The 16,164-nt window shown below is 39.6% G+C and carries 14 protein-coding genes; 7 read left to right on the forward strand and 7 right to left on the reverse strand.

Annotated elements, in window-relative coordinates; genetic code table 11:
• Positions 1 to 122 precede the first annotated feature (122 nt).
• Entirely contained in the window at positions 123 to 911 is a 789-nt protein-coding gene (locus GQR52_RS10745; protein WP_165728432.1) for a hypothetical protein, read from the reverse strand.
• A 251-nt stretch (positions 912 to 1,162) separates the two neighbouring features.
• On the opposite strand from GQR52_RS10745, the gene mpl reads away from it, so the two are divergent.
• From mpl to GQR52_RS10770, 5 genes are read left to right on the forward strand one after another with little or no spacing between them, the layout of a single operon-like run.
• Positions 1,163 to 2,518: a UDP-N-acetylmuramate:L-alanyl-gamma-D-glutamyl-meso-diaminopimelate ligase gene (mpl, locus tag GQR52_RS10750; protein ID WP_024594077.1), complete on the forward strand. Its 1,356-nt coding sequence runs from the start codon at positions 1,163 to 1,165 to the stop codon at positions 2,516 to 2,518.
• A 1-nt stretch (position 2,519) separates the two neighbouring features.
• The gene (locus GQR52_RS10755) at positions 2,520 to 3,140 is read left to right on the forward strand and encodes a flavin prenyltransferase UbiX (RefSeq protein ID WP_007584746.1); all 621 of its coding nucleotides are present in this window, start codon (positions 2,520 to 2,522) and stop codon (positions 3,138 to 3,140) included.
• The gene (locus GQR52_RS10760) at positions 3,140 to 4,069 is read left to right on the forward strand and encodes an ABC transporter ATP-binding protein (protein WP_024594076.1); all 930 of its coding nucleotides are present in this window, start codon (positions 3,140 to 3,142) and stop codon (positions 4,067 to 4,069) included. The genes GQR52_RS10755 and GQR52_RS10760 overlap by 1 nt, the downstream gene beginning before the upstream one ends.
• A complete protein-coding gene (locus GQR52_RS10765; protein ID WP_007584748.1) occupies positions 4,070 to 4,837 on the forward strand; it encodes an ABC transporter permease in 768 nt (255 codons plus the stop codon). It begins immediately after the preceding gene.
• Entirely contained in the window at positions 4,837 to 5,508 is a 672-nt protein-coding gene (locus GQR52_RS10770; protein ID WP_007584750.1) for an SAM-dependent methyltransferase, read from the forward strand. Before GQR52_RS10765 ends, GQR52_RS10770 begins: the two co-directional genes overlap by 1 nt.
• A 6-nt stretch (positions 5,509 to 5,514) precedes the next feature.
• Here GQR52_RS10770 and GQR52_RS10775 read toward each other — a convergent pair whose 3' ends face one another.
• Entirely contained in the window at positions 5,515 to 7,398 is a 1,884-nt protein-coding gene (locus GQR52_RS10775; protein WP_165728433.1) for a GGDEF domain-containing protein, read from the reverse strand.
• Positions 7,399 to 7,662: 264 nt separating this feature from the next.
• On the opposite strand from GQR52_RS10775, the gene panP reads away from it, so the two are divergent.
• Positions 7,663 to 9,288, forward strand: coding sequence for a pyridoxal-dependent aspartate 1-decarboxylase PanP (gene panP, locus GQR52_RS10780; RefSeq protein WP_024594075.1), 1,626 nt, complete (start codon positions 7,663 to 7,665; stop codon positions 9,286 to 9,288).
• A gap of 67 nt (positions 9,289 to 9,355) precedes the next feature.
• On the opposite strand, the gene serA is transcribed toward panP, so the two are convergent.
• The 5 genes from serA to metK form a co-directional block, all read right to left on the reverse strand.
• Positions 9,356 to 10,585, reverse strand: a complete 1,230-nt coding sequence (gene serA / locus GQR52_RS10785; protein WP_024594074.1) for a phosphoglycerate dehydrogenase — start codon at positions 10,583 to 10,585, stop codon at positions 9,356 to 9,358.
• Positions 10,586 to 10,594: 9 nt separating this feature from the next.
• Positions 10,595 to 11,248 (reverse strand): ribose-5-phosphate isomerase RpiA, encoded by a 654-nt coding sequence (gene rpiA / locus GQR52_RS10790; protein ID WP_101217710.1) that lies wholly within the window; start codon positions 11,246 to 11,248, stop codon positions 10,595 to 10,597.
• Between the two features lie 53 nt (positions 11,249 to 11,301).
• Positions 11,302 to 11,898, reverse strand: a complete 597-nt coding sequence (locus tag GQR52_RS10795) for a 5-formyltetrahydrofolate cyclo-ligase (RefSeq protein WP_101164181.1) — start codon at positions 11,896 to 11,898, stop codon at positions 11,302 to 11,304.
• Between the two features lie 18 nt (positions 11,899 to 11,916).
• Positions 11,917 to 12,465 (reverse strand): hypothetical protein, encoded by a 549-nt coding sequence (locus GQR52_RS10800; protein WP_165728434.1) that lies wholly within the window; start codon positions 12,463 to 12,465, stop codon positions 11,917 to 11,919.
• Between the two features lie 175 nt (positions 12,466 to 12,640).
• The gene (metK, locus tag GQR52_RS10805) at positions 12,641 to 13,792 is read right to left on the reverse strand and encodes a methionine adenosyltransferase (protein ID WP_007584761.1); all 1,152 of its coding nucleotides are present in this window, start codon (positions 13,790 to 13,792) and stop codon (positions 12,641 to 12,643) included.
• Positions 13,793 to 14,095: 303 nt separating this feature from the next.
• Between metK and tkt the strand changes: the two genes are divergently transcribed.
• The gene (tkt, locus tag GQR52_RS10810; RefSeq protein ID WP_165728435.1) at positions 14,096 to 16,087 is read left to right on the forward strand and encodes a transketolase; all 1,992 of its coding nucleotides are present in this window, start codon (positions 14,096 to 14,098) and stop codon (positions 16,085 to 16,087) included.
• Positions 16,088 to 16,164: the final 77 nt, after the last annotated feature.

Genomic DNA, 16,164 nt, shown 5'->3' on the forward strand with positions numbered 1-16,164 from the left:
ATAGACGATATCCCCGATGGGTTAAGCCAAAACCATCTAAGTATCCCCATAAAAAGAAAAATGCCAGTCAGCTTAACTGACTGGCATTAACCTTTAGGTGCTTTTTTGGTTTTAAACTCAGCTTATAAATTTAATAAATAAGCTTCAATAAAGCGGCGTTGGTTAGCGGCTTTTGGCGCTGTTTTAAATATAAGTGTATTACCATTTTTACGTAGTTTTAGCTCATTAGTAAATTTACATTCGATAGCATTGAACTGAGCTATGTCGTTTTTAAAACTTTGGTCTTTTTCGCACATGTATGCCATTTCGTTTGCAACTTGTGCACAAAATGAACCCACTGGATATTCTTTTAGGTTTTCATCATCAATGCTTTCCCAATCAACATTGGTATTTATTTTTAATCCGCATTGCTTATCTATTTCGCTATTAGCGGCAGCTATATTTTTTTGTTGATACCCTAAATGCTTTTCACGATTAAACTTCGCTAGTTTAGCTTGAGTACCTTTATTTAACTGTTGATCGTATTGCGCTTTTAAGTCTTCAACAATGGCAGGGTTTGACTCTTCTTTTTTTGATAAGTAAATTCCATCACGAGTGTCTGGAATATAAAGATTGTAAGAGCAACAGCGGTAGCCTTCCTCAACACTTACTAAACTTCTTTGTGTACCATCGTAAGTATATTTGTAAGCTTTATTACTACCATGAGGTTTTAATTCGGTTAAAAATACAATCCCATCAATATCATGGTTTATGCCTGTTACTTTTACTAAAGCTTGTTTTTTATCTGTTGTTGGGGCAATAACAACATTAACGCCTTCGCCCGAACTTAGTTCTATTGGGTACTTAGCAAATTCCAAAGCAAAGCTTTTTTGACTAAGTAAAATACAGGCTATAAAGAATAGTTTTTTCATATTAAGTCCTTTTTAAGTTTTAAAGTTATACAGCAAGCTGGTTTATAACATTGATAATAATTGATTAAAAGCAATACAGGGTAGGTGAACGTGCCTATTTTTTGATTTTTAGCGTTTAAAAAACTAATTAACGTGTTTTTGGCACGAGTGAATTGTGCAGACGTACATAGTAACTAAGCACGAATTTTGGCATTATAGCGCCATTAAACTTTGCATAGCTGTAAAGTGAGCATACGATTTAAGGAAAGTATATGCATATACATATTTTGGGCATTTGTGGCACGTTTATGGGTGGTATTGCAGCCATTGCTAAATCATTAGGTCATAAAGTAACGGGTTCTGATCAAAACGTTTACCCACCAATGAGTACGCAACTTGAAGAGCTTGGCATTGAACTGACTCAAGGCTACGACGTATCTCAATTAGAGCCAAAACCAGATATGGTAGTTGTCGGTAATGCAATGAGCCGTGGTAACCCGTGTGTTGAATATGTGCTTGATAAAGGTCTGCCTTACACCTCAGGCCCTGAATGGCTTAAACATAATTTATTACAAAAATCGTGGGTACTTGCTGTAGCGGGTACGCATGGAAAAACAACCACAGCAAGTATGCTTGCGTGGGTTTTAGAGTATGCAGGTTTAAAACCAGGGTTTTTAATTGGCGGCATAGTCCAAAATTTTGGTGTATCGGCAAAAGTGGGTGAAACGCCATTTTTTGTTATTGAAGCCGATGAATACGACACTGCTTTTTTTGATAAGCGCAGTAAGTTTGTCCATTACCTTCCACGTACACTTATTTTAAATAATCTTGAATTCGATCACGCTGATATTTTCGAAGATTTGAACGCAATAAAAAAACAATTTCATCACTTAATGCGTACATTACCTCAAAGCGGCAAGGTAATTTGGCCTAAGCAAGACGTAGCGCTTAATGACGTAATAGCACAAGGGCTTTGGAGCGAAAGCGAAACGCTAGGCGATGATTGGAGCTATGAATTAATAAAAGCCGATGGTAGTGAGTTTAATGTACTTTTAAATAACGAAAAGCAGGGCACTGTTTGCTGGCAAGCAATAGGCGAGCATAACGTTAAAAATGCAATTATGACTATCGCAGCAGCGCGTCATGTGGGTATAGCTGTTGATCATAGTATTGATGCCTTAGGAGAATTTATTAGCCCTAAAAGGCGTATGGAGCTAAAGGCTGATATTAATAATATTAAGGTGTATGACGATTTTGCGCATCACCCAACAGCAATTAAAACTACGCTTGCAGGACTGCGCGCAAAAGTAGGTGATGAAAAAATTATCGCTATTTTAGAGCCGCGCTCAAACACGATGAAAATGGGCGTGCACCAATATACATTATTAGATTCACTGCGTGATGCTGACGACGTACTACTTTTTGAACCAGAGAATCTAAATTGGTCGCTAAAAGAGCAAGCAGATAAAGCAGGCATGCAGTGCTTTAGCAGCACGCAAACAATTATTGATACGGTGCTTGAAAATATTGAGCCTAATCAACATATTTTAATTATGAGTAATGGCGGTTTTAATGGCCTTCATCAACACCTTGTTGATGGTTTAGCTGATAAATACAGCGGAGAATAGTGTGCAATTTAAAGATAGAATTACGCTCGCTTTTAGCGGTGCATCAGGTGCGCCTTATGGTTTAAGGTTACTTGAAGTATTGCTTGAACAGCAATTTCAAGTTTACGTACTTATCTCAAGTGCAGCGCGAGTGGTGCTTGATACAGAATCAAATATTAAGCTCTCTGGTAACGAAGATAAAGCCACTGAGCAGTTAAGTACGCTGTTTAATGCTAAATCTGGGCAGTTAAAAGTATACGGTAAAGATAACTGGTTTAGCCCTGTGGCATCGGGCTCTGCGGCACCTAAAAAAATGGTGGTATGCCCGTGTAGTGCAGGATCGGTTTCTGCAATTGCGGTAGGGGCGTCAGATAATTTACTAGAACGCGCCGCCGATGTTGTAATAAAAGAACGCGGGCAGCTAATTTTAGTACCGCGCGAAACACCATTTAACGAAATTCATTTAGAAAACATGCTTAAGTTATCTCGTTTAGGGGTAACTATTATGCCAGCAGCACCTGGTTTTTATCATAAGCCACAAAGTATTGAAGACTTAGTCGATTTTATGGTGGCAAGAATTTTAGATCATTTAAACATTGAACATAACCTAACAAAACGTTGGGGTTATGGTGAGGGTAAGTAATGGTTAAGCAAAATATTGCTTTAAATATAGAAGGCCTTACTAAGGTTTATAAAAATGGTGTTGAGGCCATTAAAGGCGTTGATTTACAAGTTTACGAAGGTGATTTTTTCGCTTTGCTTGGCCCAAATGGAGCTGGTAAATCAACCACTATTGGTGTTATTTCCTCACTTGTTAATAAAACAAAAGGCAAAGTAGAAGTATTCGGTTGCGATATTGATACTGATTTAGAAGCCGCAAAAGCGCATTTAGGCTTAGTGCCGCAAGAGTTTAACTTTAGTCAGTTTGAAACGCTTAGCCAAATACTTGTTAATCAAGCTGGTTATTACGGTGTTCCACGCGCTGAAGCCCATAAGCGTGCTGATAAATACCTAGCTCAACTTGGTTTACTTGAGAAAAAAGACAAGCAAGCGCGTACGCTTTCAGGTGGTATGAAACGCCGCTTAATGATTGCACGTGCGCTTATGCACGAACCAAAGTTGCTTATACTTGATGAGCCAACAGCAGGTGTAGATATAGAGCTTCGTCGCTCAATGTGGGATTTTTTACGCCAAATAAATCAGCAAGGCGTTACCATTATTTTAACCACACATTACCTTGAAGAAGCAGAGTTACTGTGTAAAAACATTGCGATTATCGATAATGGTCGAATTGTTGAAAACACCACAATTAAAGCACTGCTTGCAAAGCTTGATAAAGAAACGTTTATTTTAGATTTAAAAACGCCTGCAAATCCTGTAACGCTTGATGGCTATAAATTTACCATGACAGACGATCGCACTGTTGAGGTGGAAGTTGCTAAATCACAAGGGTTAAATGCTGTGTTTAGTGCATTAACAGCTCAAGGTAATACTGTATTGAGTATGCGAAATAAAGCAAACAGACTAGAAGAGTTATTTGTAGGATTACTAGAGCAAGGGCGGGGCGAATAAATGTTTAAATATGGCGTAGCCTTAAAGAGTTTATGGATTAAAGAGTGTATTCGTTTTTTACGTATTTGGGTGCAAACCTTAGTACCGCCAGCAATTACAATGAGCTTATATTTTGTTATTTTTGGTAACTTAATTGGTTCACGAATTGGCGATATGGGCGGTTTTAGCTACATGGAGTTTATTGTACCGGGCCTTATAATGATGTCGGTCATTACCAATTCCTATTCCAACGTAGCCTCTAGTTTTTATTCAACAAAGTTTCAAAAAAGCATTGAAGAGCTTTTAGTTGCACCTGTACCTAACTACATCATTGTTCTAGGCTATATGGGTGGCGGTATGACGCGCGGTATTATGGTGGGCTTTATAGTTACCTGTGTATCGTTATTATTTGTTGATATTCAAATTCATAATATTTTTGTAATTATGGCAACGGTTATTTTAACCTCAGCCGTGTTTGCTTTAGGTGGCTTAATTAATGCGATTTACGCAAACAGCTTTGACGATATAAGCATTATCCCCACCTTCATACTAACGCCACTAACTTACTTAGGCGGTGTATTTTATTCAATTACGTTGCTGCCTGAATTTTGGCAGAATGTATCACAAATCAACCCTATAATTTATATGGTTAACGCATTTCGTTATGGCTTTTTAGGTGTGTCGGATGTTGATTTGAGCGTGGCTCTTGGGGTTATTTTAGTATTTATAACAGCGTTATTTACATTAGCGCTTACATTGATCAAAAAAGGTGTGGGGCTAAGACACTAATGAGTGATGCAAATTCACGTAGTATTGTATCTAATCAAGCGGGTATTCACGAAAAGCTTGATGAAATAGTAAATAAGCACTTAGATGCTGAATTTAAAAAGCCAATTGCAGCACACACCCAAGCCGCATTTGACGAGGTTAATGCTAAAGTACAAGCCTTTAGTGGCCCGCTTATTTTAGACTCGTGTTGTGGCGTAGGTGAAAGCTCAGCTAACTTAGCTAAGCGCCACCCAGATGCACTTATAATTGGTATTGATAAATCGTCGCACCGATTAGATAAGCACGATGTTGAATATAAGCAAACCGACAGTGGTCAGTACATCTTAGTGCAAGCAGACTTAAATGACTTTTGGCGTTTAGCGGTAGCTGCTAATTGGCAACCTACGCACCATTATTTGTTGTATCCAAACCCGTGGCCTAAATCTAAGCATATTCGTAGGCGCTGGCATGGCGCAGCTATTTTTCCATTTATTGTTAAGTTAGGTGGGAAATTAGAAGTACGCAGCAATTGGGATATTTACGTTAAGGAGTTTGCTCGGGCGCTCGAATTAACAGGCAACCCTTGCGATGTAACGCTTTATGAGTCAGACGATGCCATTACGCCTTTTGAGCGTAAATACTGGGCCAGTGGCCAGCAAAGCCACCGACTCGTTATTAACTTACCTCGCTAAAGTAAGTTAAAGTGCTAATTCTTCTTCTATAACCGTACTAACATGTGACACTGGGTGGGCAAAGTAGTTGCCTTGCATTAGTGTCACATTCGCCTTTTTAAGTGCGGTTACTATGGTTGCATTTTCTACCGACTCTGCCATTAATTGCAAACCAAGTTGATTAGCAAAACTGGCTATATGTTCAATAAACAAATAAATGTCTTTGTCATTCACTATTTGCTTTATTAGCGCGCCATCAAGTTTAATACCATCCACTTCTAGTTTAAGTACATTTGATATATTTGAGTAACCACTACCAAAGTCATCAATAATAACCTTAACGCCTTTTGTTTTAACCATACCAATAAATGCTTTTACTTCAGAAAAGTTGGCAATAGCTTGGGTTTCTAAAAGCTCTAACGTGATGTTGCTTGGGTGCGGGTAACGCTTTAGTTCGTCCGCAATAAACTCACTTAAATTAGGGTCGAGCATATCTTGTGCTGTTATATTTAAACTCCAGCAAATATCGGTTTTTCTAAAGCGACTAACACATTGTGAAAATATAGTACGGGTAAGTATTCCGTCCATTCTTGATCGAGTAACAACATTTAAAAATGCATCAGGTTTCAACACTTCCCCTTGCGCCGTTACCATTCGAGCTAAACATTCGTATTGAACGACCTTGTTGGTATTTGTATCAATAATGGGTTGAAAGTAAGGCACTATACGGTTGTTATCAAACGCTTCACGCACCTCTTTAGCCATTTCAACATTGTATTGATATTGCGTTTTTACATCGTGTAGCGCTTTTGAGTAGTTAACTACGCTATGCCTGCCTTGTTTTGCTTGCAGCGCCGCTATATGAGCATTTTCAAGCAGTAGCGATTTATTACCACTGGCAATACCTGCACATAGGGTTATGTAAATAAAAGGGTCAGTTAACACTGGGGTATTAAAGTTATATGTTTTTACGAGATCGGTAAATTCGTCATTACTCATTTCTTTAGGCGCGAGTAATACTATTTTGTTGGTTGCTAGTCTGTATATATGGCAATGCGCAGAGCTTCTGAGTTTAAAGTGAATAAGTAAGTTTTTCATTACTTTGTCACCCACTTCAGTGCCGTAGAAACTGTTTATATCTTCTATTTCATTAACCCAAATAACGGCTAACTGCATGTGATGAGCATTACTTTTTTTAATAAAGTACTCAAGAGCAATATGATTTGAAAAACCAGTACTTGAGTCAGTTGCTAAAGAGCGCTTTAGTAAATAAATATATATGGCGGCAACAAGTATCGCGATAAAAAAGAAGAAGCTAGCCATTGCAGCAGCTTTCGATACGCTTTCTTTAAGTTTCTCGTTTAAATTGTAAATAGTTATATCGGCACCCGTTAAATAGGTATTGCCGTTAATAGGGTCAACGTAAGGAATAAAAATAGTTTTAAAGTGGCCCCACTGATCGCTCGATATTTCAAATACAGGCTCGGTTGAGTAAAAAGCACTTATATTTGCATCGGTAGCTTCAGGATAGAGATCTAAAAATTGAGTTACTTTGCCATTATTCTGATCGTCTTGCGTGTAGCTTGATGAGCTAAAAAGAACCTTTCCGTCTTTTAAAATCATTGAATACACATAAGCAATATCAAGTGCTTGAGCAAACTCAGAGAGCTGTTTACTCTTATTTTGATAGTAAGAAAAACTTATGTTGTCGCCTTGATTAACCGCACTTAAGTAATTTTCACCTAGAATATGTTTAACGCTGGTGGCGGCATTAAGTAAGCGATTATCAACCGACTGCATTATTTCAGCACGCGTGGTTTGGTAAGTGTAGTAAACATAAGTAAGCAAGCTTATTAAAAATAAGCTAAAGCCTGCCACTATCCAACTAACTTTGACTCTTCCTTCTGGCATATGTGTCCCTTTTTTGTTATCAAATTTATTATACCCAAAATAAGTAAATGCCCAATAAATAATTAGGTTTGGTAGAGTTTTAATTAAATTATCATTTTTTTGTCATCGCTTTGATTGCTTTTATAGGTTTAAACGAGACATTTTAGTTATATTGCAGTAAAGTTAGCGCAATTTTTAAAGAAACACGATTGCTCTAAATGTCCTAATAATTAGGCGTTTTTGATGGGTAAGCGCGTGTTTTAGCTACACACACTAGGTATTGAGATGGATCAAAAGCGTTGTGCCGTCGCCTCTAAAGAAAGCCTTAAGCGTATATTTACTGTACCTGAAGCGCCAGACTCAACTTTAAGCAAAATCGAGCTTGAAATTTCGAGTAATTTAGCAGGTTTTCTAAACGAAAATATAGCGGCAATTGAAAAACCATTACATGAAATCGAAAAAGATTTTCAGTCGGCAGTGATCCCAGAGGATCCAACGTTTGTATCTGCTTATGCCCAAGACATAATGGAGCAACTTGTTGCGCATTCTGTGCATACAGCTGCGCCTAGCTTTATTGGTCACATGACCTCTGCCTTGCCGCATTTCTTATTACCGCTGTCAAAATTGATGGTAGGGCTAAATCAAAATCTAGTAAAAATAGAAACGTCTAAAGCGTTTACGCCTCTTGAGCGTCAAGTGCTTGGAATGATGCATCATTTAGCTTATGGGCAAGAAGATTCATTTTATTCTAAATGGATGCACAGTGCTAAAACCTCATTAGGTGCATTTTGCTCTGGTGGAACGGTTGCTAATATTACTGCGCTTTGGATTGCTCGAAACCGCTTATTAAAACCCGATGGCGATTTTAGAGGTATCGGCGCACAAGGCCTAATTGCCGGTATGCTGCATTACGGCTATAAAGGTTTAGCAGTATTAATATCAGAACGCGGACATTACTCATTAGGTAAATCGGTTGATTTACTCGGTATTGGCCGCGATAACTTAATTGGTATTAAAACCTGCGAAAATAATAAAGTTGATGTAGGAGCTATGCGCGAAAAAGCACGTGAGCTTGAATCGCAAGGCATTAAAGTAATGGCGATTATTGGGGTAGCGGGTACAACCGAAACCGGTAATATTGACCCACTTGATGAAATGGCCGACTTAGCACAAGACATTAACTGCCATTTTCATGTAGATGCTGCATGGGGAGGAGCGACCCTTTTATCGAACACGCATCGCCCTTTACTTAAAGGGATTGAGAGAGCAGATTCAATTACCATCGACGCACATAAACAAATGTATGTACCAATGGGAGCGGGCTTAGTTTTATTTAAAGACCCGGCAGCAACCGATGCAATAGAGCATCACGCTGAGTACATATTACGTAAAGGTTCAAAAGACTTAGGTAGCCACACGCTAGAAGGCAGCCGACCTGGTATGGCAATGTTAGTACATGCTTGCTTACGTGTTATTGGTCGTAAAGGTTACGAAATGCTGATTGATCGAAGCATCAAAAAAGCACATTACTTTGCTGATTTAATTAAGGCTGATGAAGACTTTGAGCTTATTTCGGAGCCTGAGTTGTGCTTATTAACGTATCGTTATGTACCTAAGCAAATTAAACAAGCAATAGCCGATGCTGATGCAGCAACTCGGTTAGATATTTTTGCTTCACTGAACCGTTTTACTGCCAGTATGCAAAAACGTCAGCGAGAGTCTGGTCGCTCATTTGTATCACGTACTCGTTTAACGCCTTCTAAATACGACAATCAACCAACAGTTGTATTTAGGGTGGTACTAGCTAACCCGCTTACTTCAGGTGCTATTTTAAAAGAGATATTAGCTGAGCAAAAAGAGTTGGCAGCAACAGATCCGGTATTCAAAAAATACTTAAGAAAGTATATGTAATCTAAATACAAAAAAGGGTTACTTAATGAAGTGACCCTTTTTGATATTAGAATAGCTGATTAAATTACTAATGCAGAATACGTGCTCTAATTGTACCCTCAACAGCGCTTAGTTCTTTAAGTGCTACTTCAGATTGATCTGTATCTACATCAATAACTACATAACCAATAGATGCGTCTGTTTGTAGGTATTGCGCAGCAATGTTAATACCGTGCTGTGCAAACGCTTGGTTAATTTGCGTTAGTACACCAGGGCGGTTGTGGTGCACGTGTAATAAACGGCTACGATTAGCAAGCTCAGGCAGCGATACTTCAGGGAAGTTAACCGCGGTAATAGTTGAGCCATTATCTGAGTATTTAGCCAGTTTACCCGCTACTTCAATACCAATGTTTTCTTGCGCTTCTTGTGTAGAGCCACCAATGTGCGGCGTTAAAATAACATTGTCGAATTGGCGTAGTGGCGATACAAATTCTTCATCGTTAGATTTTGGCTCAGTAGGGAACACATCGATTGCTGCACCACTTAGTTTTTTCTCTGTTAGTGCTTCTGCAAGTGCATCAATATCAACAACAGTTCCGCGTGAAGCATTGATCAAAATAGATCCCTGCTTCATAACAGCAAGCTCAGCACTGCCAATAAGGTTTTTAGTTTGCGGTGTTTCTGGTACGTGTAAGCTAATAATATCAGAGCGTTGTAACAGCTGAGTTAGGTTATGCACTTGCTTTGCATTACCGAGTGATAACTTATCTTCGATATCGTAATATTCAACGTTCATACCGATGTTTTCAGCCATAATACCTAGCTGAGTACCAATGTGACCGTAACCAATAATACCTAAAGTTTTACCACGTGCTTCAAACGAACCATTTGCTGTTTTTAACCAGCCACCACGATGAGCCGCTGCATTACGCTCTGGAATACCGCGTAATAAAAGTAGGATTTCACCAAGTACAAGTTCAGCAACTGAACGAGTATTAGAAAATGGTGCGTTAAATACAGCAATACCGCGTTCGCGTGCTGCATCTAAATCAACTTGGTTTGTACCAATACAAAAACACCCAACAGCAACTAGCTTGTCAGCTGAGTCTAATACGGCTTGGTTAATATGAGTACGAGAACGAAGTCCTACAAAGTGAACATCTTTAATGCGCTCTTTTAATTCGTCCTCAGGTAAGGATGTTTTAACGTAGTCGATATTGCTGTAACCGTTACGTTTTAGCGTTTCAACAGCGCTTTGGTGAACACCTTCAAGCAAGAGAATTTTAATTTTGTCTTTTGCTAACGATACCTTACTCATAACCTCATCCTATTTAATTTGTGGCCCATTTTTAGTACCGATAATCACTTTATCAGCACCACGCATTGCAAATAGGCCGTTGGTAACTACGCCAACAATTGAATTTATTTGTGCTTCAAGTTGTTTAGCATTGGTAATTTTTAAGTTAAATACATCTAATATAACGTTACCGTTATCGGTAACTACGCCTTGGCGATAAACAGGGTCACCACCAAGCTTTAATAATTCTCGTGCAACGTAGCTGCGAGCCATTGGAATAACTTCTACCGGAAGCGGGAAGTCGCCTAATGTTTTTACTAATTTGGTGTCATCTACAATGCACACAAATTGTTTAGCTACTGCGGCTACTATTTTTTCGCGAGTAAGGGCTGCACCGCCACCTTTAATCATTTCGTTTTGATCGTTTATTTCGTCAGCACCGTCAACGTATACATCTAAAGCAGCAACGTTATTAAGCTCAAATACTTCAATACCTAACGCTTGTAGGCGCTCGGTTGAGGCTTCTGAGCTTGATACAGCGCCTACAATAGTGTCCTTTACTGAACCAAGGGCATCAATAAAGTGATTAACAGTAGAGCCTGTACCCACACCTACAATAGTGTTTTCTTTTACAAACTCGAGTGCTGCCCAAGCAGCTGCTTTTTTTAATTCGTCTTGTGTCATTGCTTTGTGCTCATGTATGTCAGAAATATGCGGTTAGTAATCAAATTTAATTGTTACCAACAGTATGTTTTATCTGGGGTGATAATGGTTTTAAGTGGTACATCCCACGACTCGATTGGTAGAGCCTCAACTTTTTGGCATTCATGTGCAAGGCCAATTAGTTGTGGTTTTTGCCAATTTTGTTCGTGTAAACGTGCCAATGTCCGGTCGTAAAACCCACCTCCCATTCCTAGGCGATTACCTTGTTTATCAAATGCAACTAATGGCATAAGGAGGTAATCAAGCACTGGTAATGGGCATATTTGAGAGCAGTTCAGCTTAGGCTCCAAGATACCATAGCGATTTGCTCTCATGGGTGAGTTTTTCTCATAGCGCTGAAATAGTAAATTAGCGCCATTGAATGGGTGTATTATAGGTAGGTAAACGGTATGGTTTAAACTCCATAATTCTTTAATTAACAATGAAGTGTCTAGTTCCCCATCGTTACTTAAGTAAATGGCAATATGCTTTGAATTCGTTGTTTTTTCGCTTTTTAAATGTTGAATAAAATTCATTTTTAGCGATTGCGCAGCAATTATTTGCTGATTATTTGACAAGTTTTTACGGGTATTACGAATTTCTGCTCTTATTTTTGCGCGTTTATTACTCATTAAATTAATTAGCCATTCTTAAAAAGAGAATAAATCGGGAAAAATTAAAAAAACAGCCAGTACGACTAGCAAAATTGTGGCAGTTGCAATCAATGAATATAAAAGTAAGTTACTGCGTTTTTTAGGAGGCGCTAAATCATCATCTAGCATTAGATCGTCACCTTGCCATTCGTCAATACTTTCGTCTGGTGCTTTTAATTGAGCTTCAGGAAGGCGTTGCTCTAACTCGTCTAGCTTTTCTTCAAGGCGAATTAAGCTGCTAGTGATGTAATCGAGTGCATCAAAAATACGTTCGTCACGTTGGTTGTTATTTGCAGCAGGGTTTGAGCCATTTTGAATGATGTTTGAAACAGCTTGAAGCTTACTTTTAATGCCTAAGCCTGCTAGTAACTTAGCCTGTTTTAACGCTTTGTCTTTATCGCTTGGTGCAAACAGTGGCTTACCTTTAAAAAAAAGAGCTACTTTTTCATCTGATGTTTTTAATTTTGCAGCTAAATTTGTACATGCTGTTTTTATGTCAACGTTATCGGCAAGTCCTGCAAATATAACGCGAAAGTTATCGGCCATTTAACTGTCCCTAAAGCTTTTATAATGAAATGAGTATATACCTAAAGTACAAAAGAATTCGAGGTCGATTTAATAGTTATTTTGTAGACGCTCTACAAACAATATAGCGAATAAGTTTTAGATGTAAAAACGGCCCTTAAAAGGGCCGTTTTTAATTTACTACAACAATTTTGGCTTAAAGGCCGGCAGCTGCGCGAAGTGCGTCTGCTTTATCTGTACGTTCCCAAGGGAATTCGTCACGACCAAAGTGGCCGTAAGCCGCTGTAGGAAGGTAGATAGGGCGTTCTAAATCAAGCATTTGAATTAAGCCGTAAGGGCGCAGGTCAAAATGTTCACGAATAAGCTCGATTAAACGGCTTTCTTCTAGCTTGCTTGTACCAAACGTTTCAACGCTGATAGAAGTAGGCTCTGCAACACCAATTGCGTAAGAAACTTGTAGCTCACACTTGTCAGCAAGACCAGCAGCAACAATGTTTTTAGCAACGTAACGTGCAGCGTATGCTGCTGAACGGTCAACTTTTGATGGATCTTTACCAGAGAATGCACCACCACCGTGACGAGCCATACCACCGTATGTATCTACAATAATTTTACGACCAGTTAAACCACAGTCACCCATTGGTCCGCCAATTACAAAGCGACCTGTTGGGTTAATGAAAAACTTAGTTGCACTTGTAATAAGTTCTGCAGGAAGTACCGGCTTGATGATTGTTTCCATCACAGCTTCTACTAAATCTTTTTGCGAAATGTCTTCGCTGTGCTGAGTAGAAAGTACAACAGCATCAATACCTACTGGCTTACCGTTTTCGTATGCAAAAGTAACTTGAGATTTTGCATCTGGACGTAACCAGTTAAGCTCGCCGCTTTTGCGTACTTGCGCTTGGCGCTGTACTAAACGGTGTGAGTAAGTAATTGGAGCAGGCATTAGTACTTCTGTTTCGTTACATGCGTAACCAAACATTAAGCCTTGGTCGCCAGCGCCTTGCTCTTCTGGGCTAGTACGGTCAACACCTTGGTTAATGTCTGGAGACTGTTTACCAATAGTGTTTAAAATTGCACATGAATCGGCATCAAAGCCCATGTCTGAATTTGTGTAGCCAATGTCACGAATTGTTTTACGTGTAATTTCTTCGATATCAACCCATGCGCTAGTAGTGATTTCACCACCAACCATAACCATACCGGTTTTTACGTAAGTTTCGCATGCAACACGGGCATGAGAGTCTTGCTCTAGGATAGCATCAAGTACCGCATCAGAGATTTGATCGGCGATTTTATCCGGATGACCTTCAGAAACTGATTCAGAAGTAAATAAATGTTTTGCCATTGTAATTCTGCTCACAAATATTGCGCTTCACAAACGTCGGTATTAGCGCTAAAAAATTAAGGGGCGTATTTTATCGAAAACAAAACATCTTGCATAGTGTTTTTACGCCTAGACGTCTAAATAAAATGTATAATAACTTTTTGGTCTTAAAAAATATTCATAATGCCTCATTTTTATGGGGTTTTTAATTGCACACCGCCCCCACAATAAGTAAGAATGGTGCCATAAAAGCTCTTAAGTGACTTATGAGCATAAACGATTACATAAATACCCGCGCAAATACAAATAAAGGTAGGAGAATTCATGCCATCTCGCAAAGAACTTGCAAATGCTATTCGCGTCTTGTCAATGGACGCAGTACAAAAGGCCAAATCTGGTCACCCTGGAGCCCCTATGGGCATGGCTGATATCGCAGAAGTACTATGGCGCGATTATCTAAAACATAACCCAACGAATCCAGAGTGGGCTGACCGTGACAGATTTATTCTTTCAAACGGCCACGGTTCAATGCTTATATATTCTCTATTGCACCTAAGTGGTTACGACTTACCGCTAGACGAAATTAAAAACTTCCGTCAAATGCATTCTAAAACACCAGGTCACCCTGAGTATGGCTATGCACCAGGAATCGAAACTACTACGGGTCCTTTAGGTCAAGGGATCACAAATGCCGTAGGTATGGCAATTGCTGAAAAAGCGCTAGCTGCACAGTTTAACCGTGAAGGTCACGATATTGTTGATCACTTTACCTATGCATTTATGGGCGACGGTTGCCTTATGGAAGGTATTTCACATGAAGCAGGTTCACTTGCAGGCACATTAGGCCTTGGTAAACTTGTTGCGTTTTGGGATGACAACGGCATTTCAATCGATGGTGAAGTAGAAGGTTGGTTTACCGATGATACACCAGCGCGCTTTAAAGCGTACGGTTGGCATGTGATTAGTGGTGTTGATGGCCACGACAGCGATGCTGTAAGTGCTGCAATTGCAGAGGCTAAAAGTGTAACCGACAAGCCATCACTAATTTGTTGTAAAACAATTATTGGTTATGGTTCACCTAACAAATCAGGTAGCCACGATTGTCATGGTGCTCCACTAGGTGATGACGAAATTAAAGCGTCTCGCGAATTTTTAGGTTGGACTGGCGATGCGTTCGAAATTCCTGATGATATTTACGCACAATGGGATAGCAAAGAAAAAGGTCAACAGCTTGAATCAAGCTGGGACGAAAAATTTGCAGCATACGCAAAAGCATACCCAGAGCTTGCAGCTGAATACAAGCGTCGTATTAACAACGAACTTCCTGGCGATTGGGCTGAAAAATCTCAAGCGTATATTGAGCAATTACAAGCAAACCCAGCAAACCCAGCGTCTCGTAAAGCATCGCAAAATGCATTAAATGCGTTCGGTCCGTTATTACCAGAATTTATGGGTGGCTCAGCCGATTTAGCTGGCTCAAACTTAACAATTTGGGATGGCTCTAAAGGTTTAACACGCGATGATGCAAGCGGTAACTACATTTACTACGGTGTGCGTGAGTTTGGTATGTCGGCCATCATGAATGGTATTGCCCTTCATAAAGGCTTTATTCCTTACGGTGCTACGTTCTTAATGTTTGTTGAATATGCAAAAAATGCTGTACGTATGGCTGCATTAATGAAGCAACCAAGCATTTTTGTATACACGCACGATTCAATTGGTCTAGGTGAAGATGGTCCAACTCACCAACCAGTAGAGCAAATTGCAAGCATGCGTTTAACGCCTAACTTATACAACTGGCGTCCATGTGACCAAGTAGAGTCGGCAATTGCATGGCAACAAGCTATTGAGCGTAAAGATGGTCCTACATCGTTAATCTTTACTCGCCAAGGTCTTGAGCAACAAGCACGTGACGCACAGCAATTAGCAGATGTTAAAAAGGGTGGTTACATCCTTAGCTGTGACGGCAATCCAGAGATTATCTTTATTGCGACGGGCTCTGAAGTGCAACTAGCACAAGATTCAGCAAGCGAGCTACGCAGCCAAGGTAAAAAGGTACGTGTTGTATCTATGCCATGTACTGATGCCTTTGAAGATCAAAGCGCAGCATATAAAGAAAGCGTATTACCGGCATCTGTTTCACGCCGCGTAGCAGTAGAAGCTGGTATTGCTGACTACTGGTACAAGTACGTAGGCCTAAACGGCGCAGTAGTAGGTATGACTACCTTTGGTGAGTCAGCACCTGCAGGCGAGCTGTTTGAGCACTTTGGTTTTACAGTGGCAAACATTGTAAGCAAAGCAAACGAGCTTTTTTAATCGCTTTGATTAAATAAAGTAAGTAATTGAAAAACCCGCACATGTTGCGGGTTTTTTTATGCCCTTACATGAAGCAA

Origin of the sequence: Pseudoalteromonas sp. 31A1, assembly GCF_011378815.1 — a bacterium.
GTDB classification, from domain to species: Bacteria; Pseudomonadota; Gammaproteobacteria; order Enterobacterales; family Alteromonadaceae; genus Pseudoalteromonas; species Pseudoalteromonas arctica.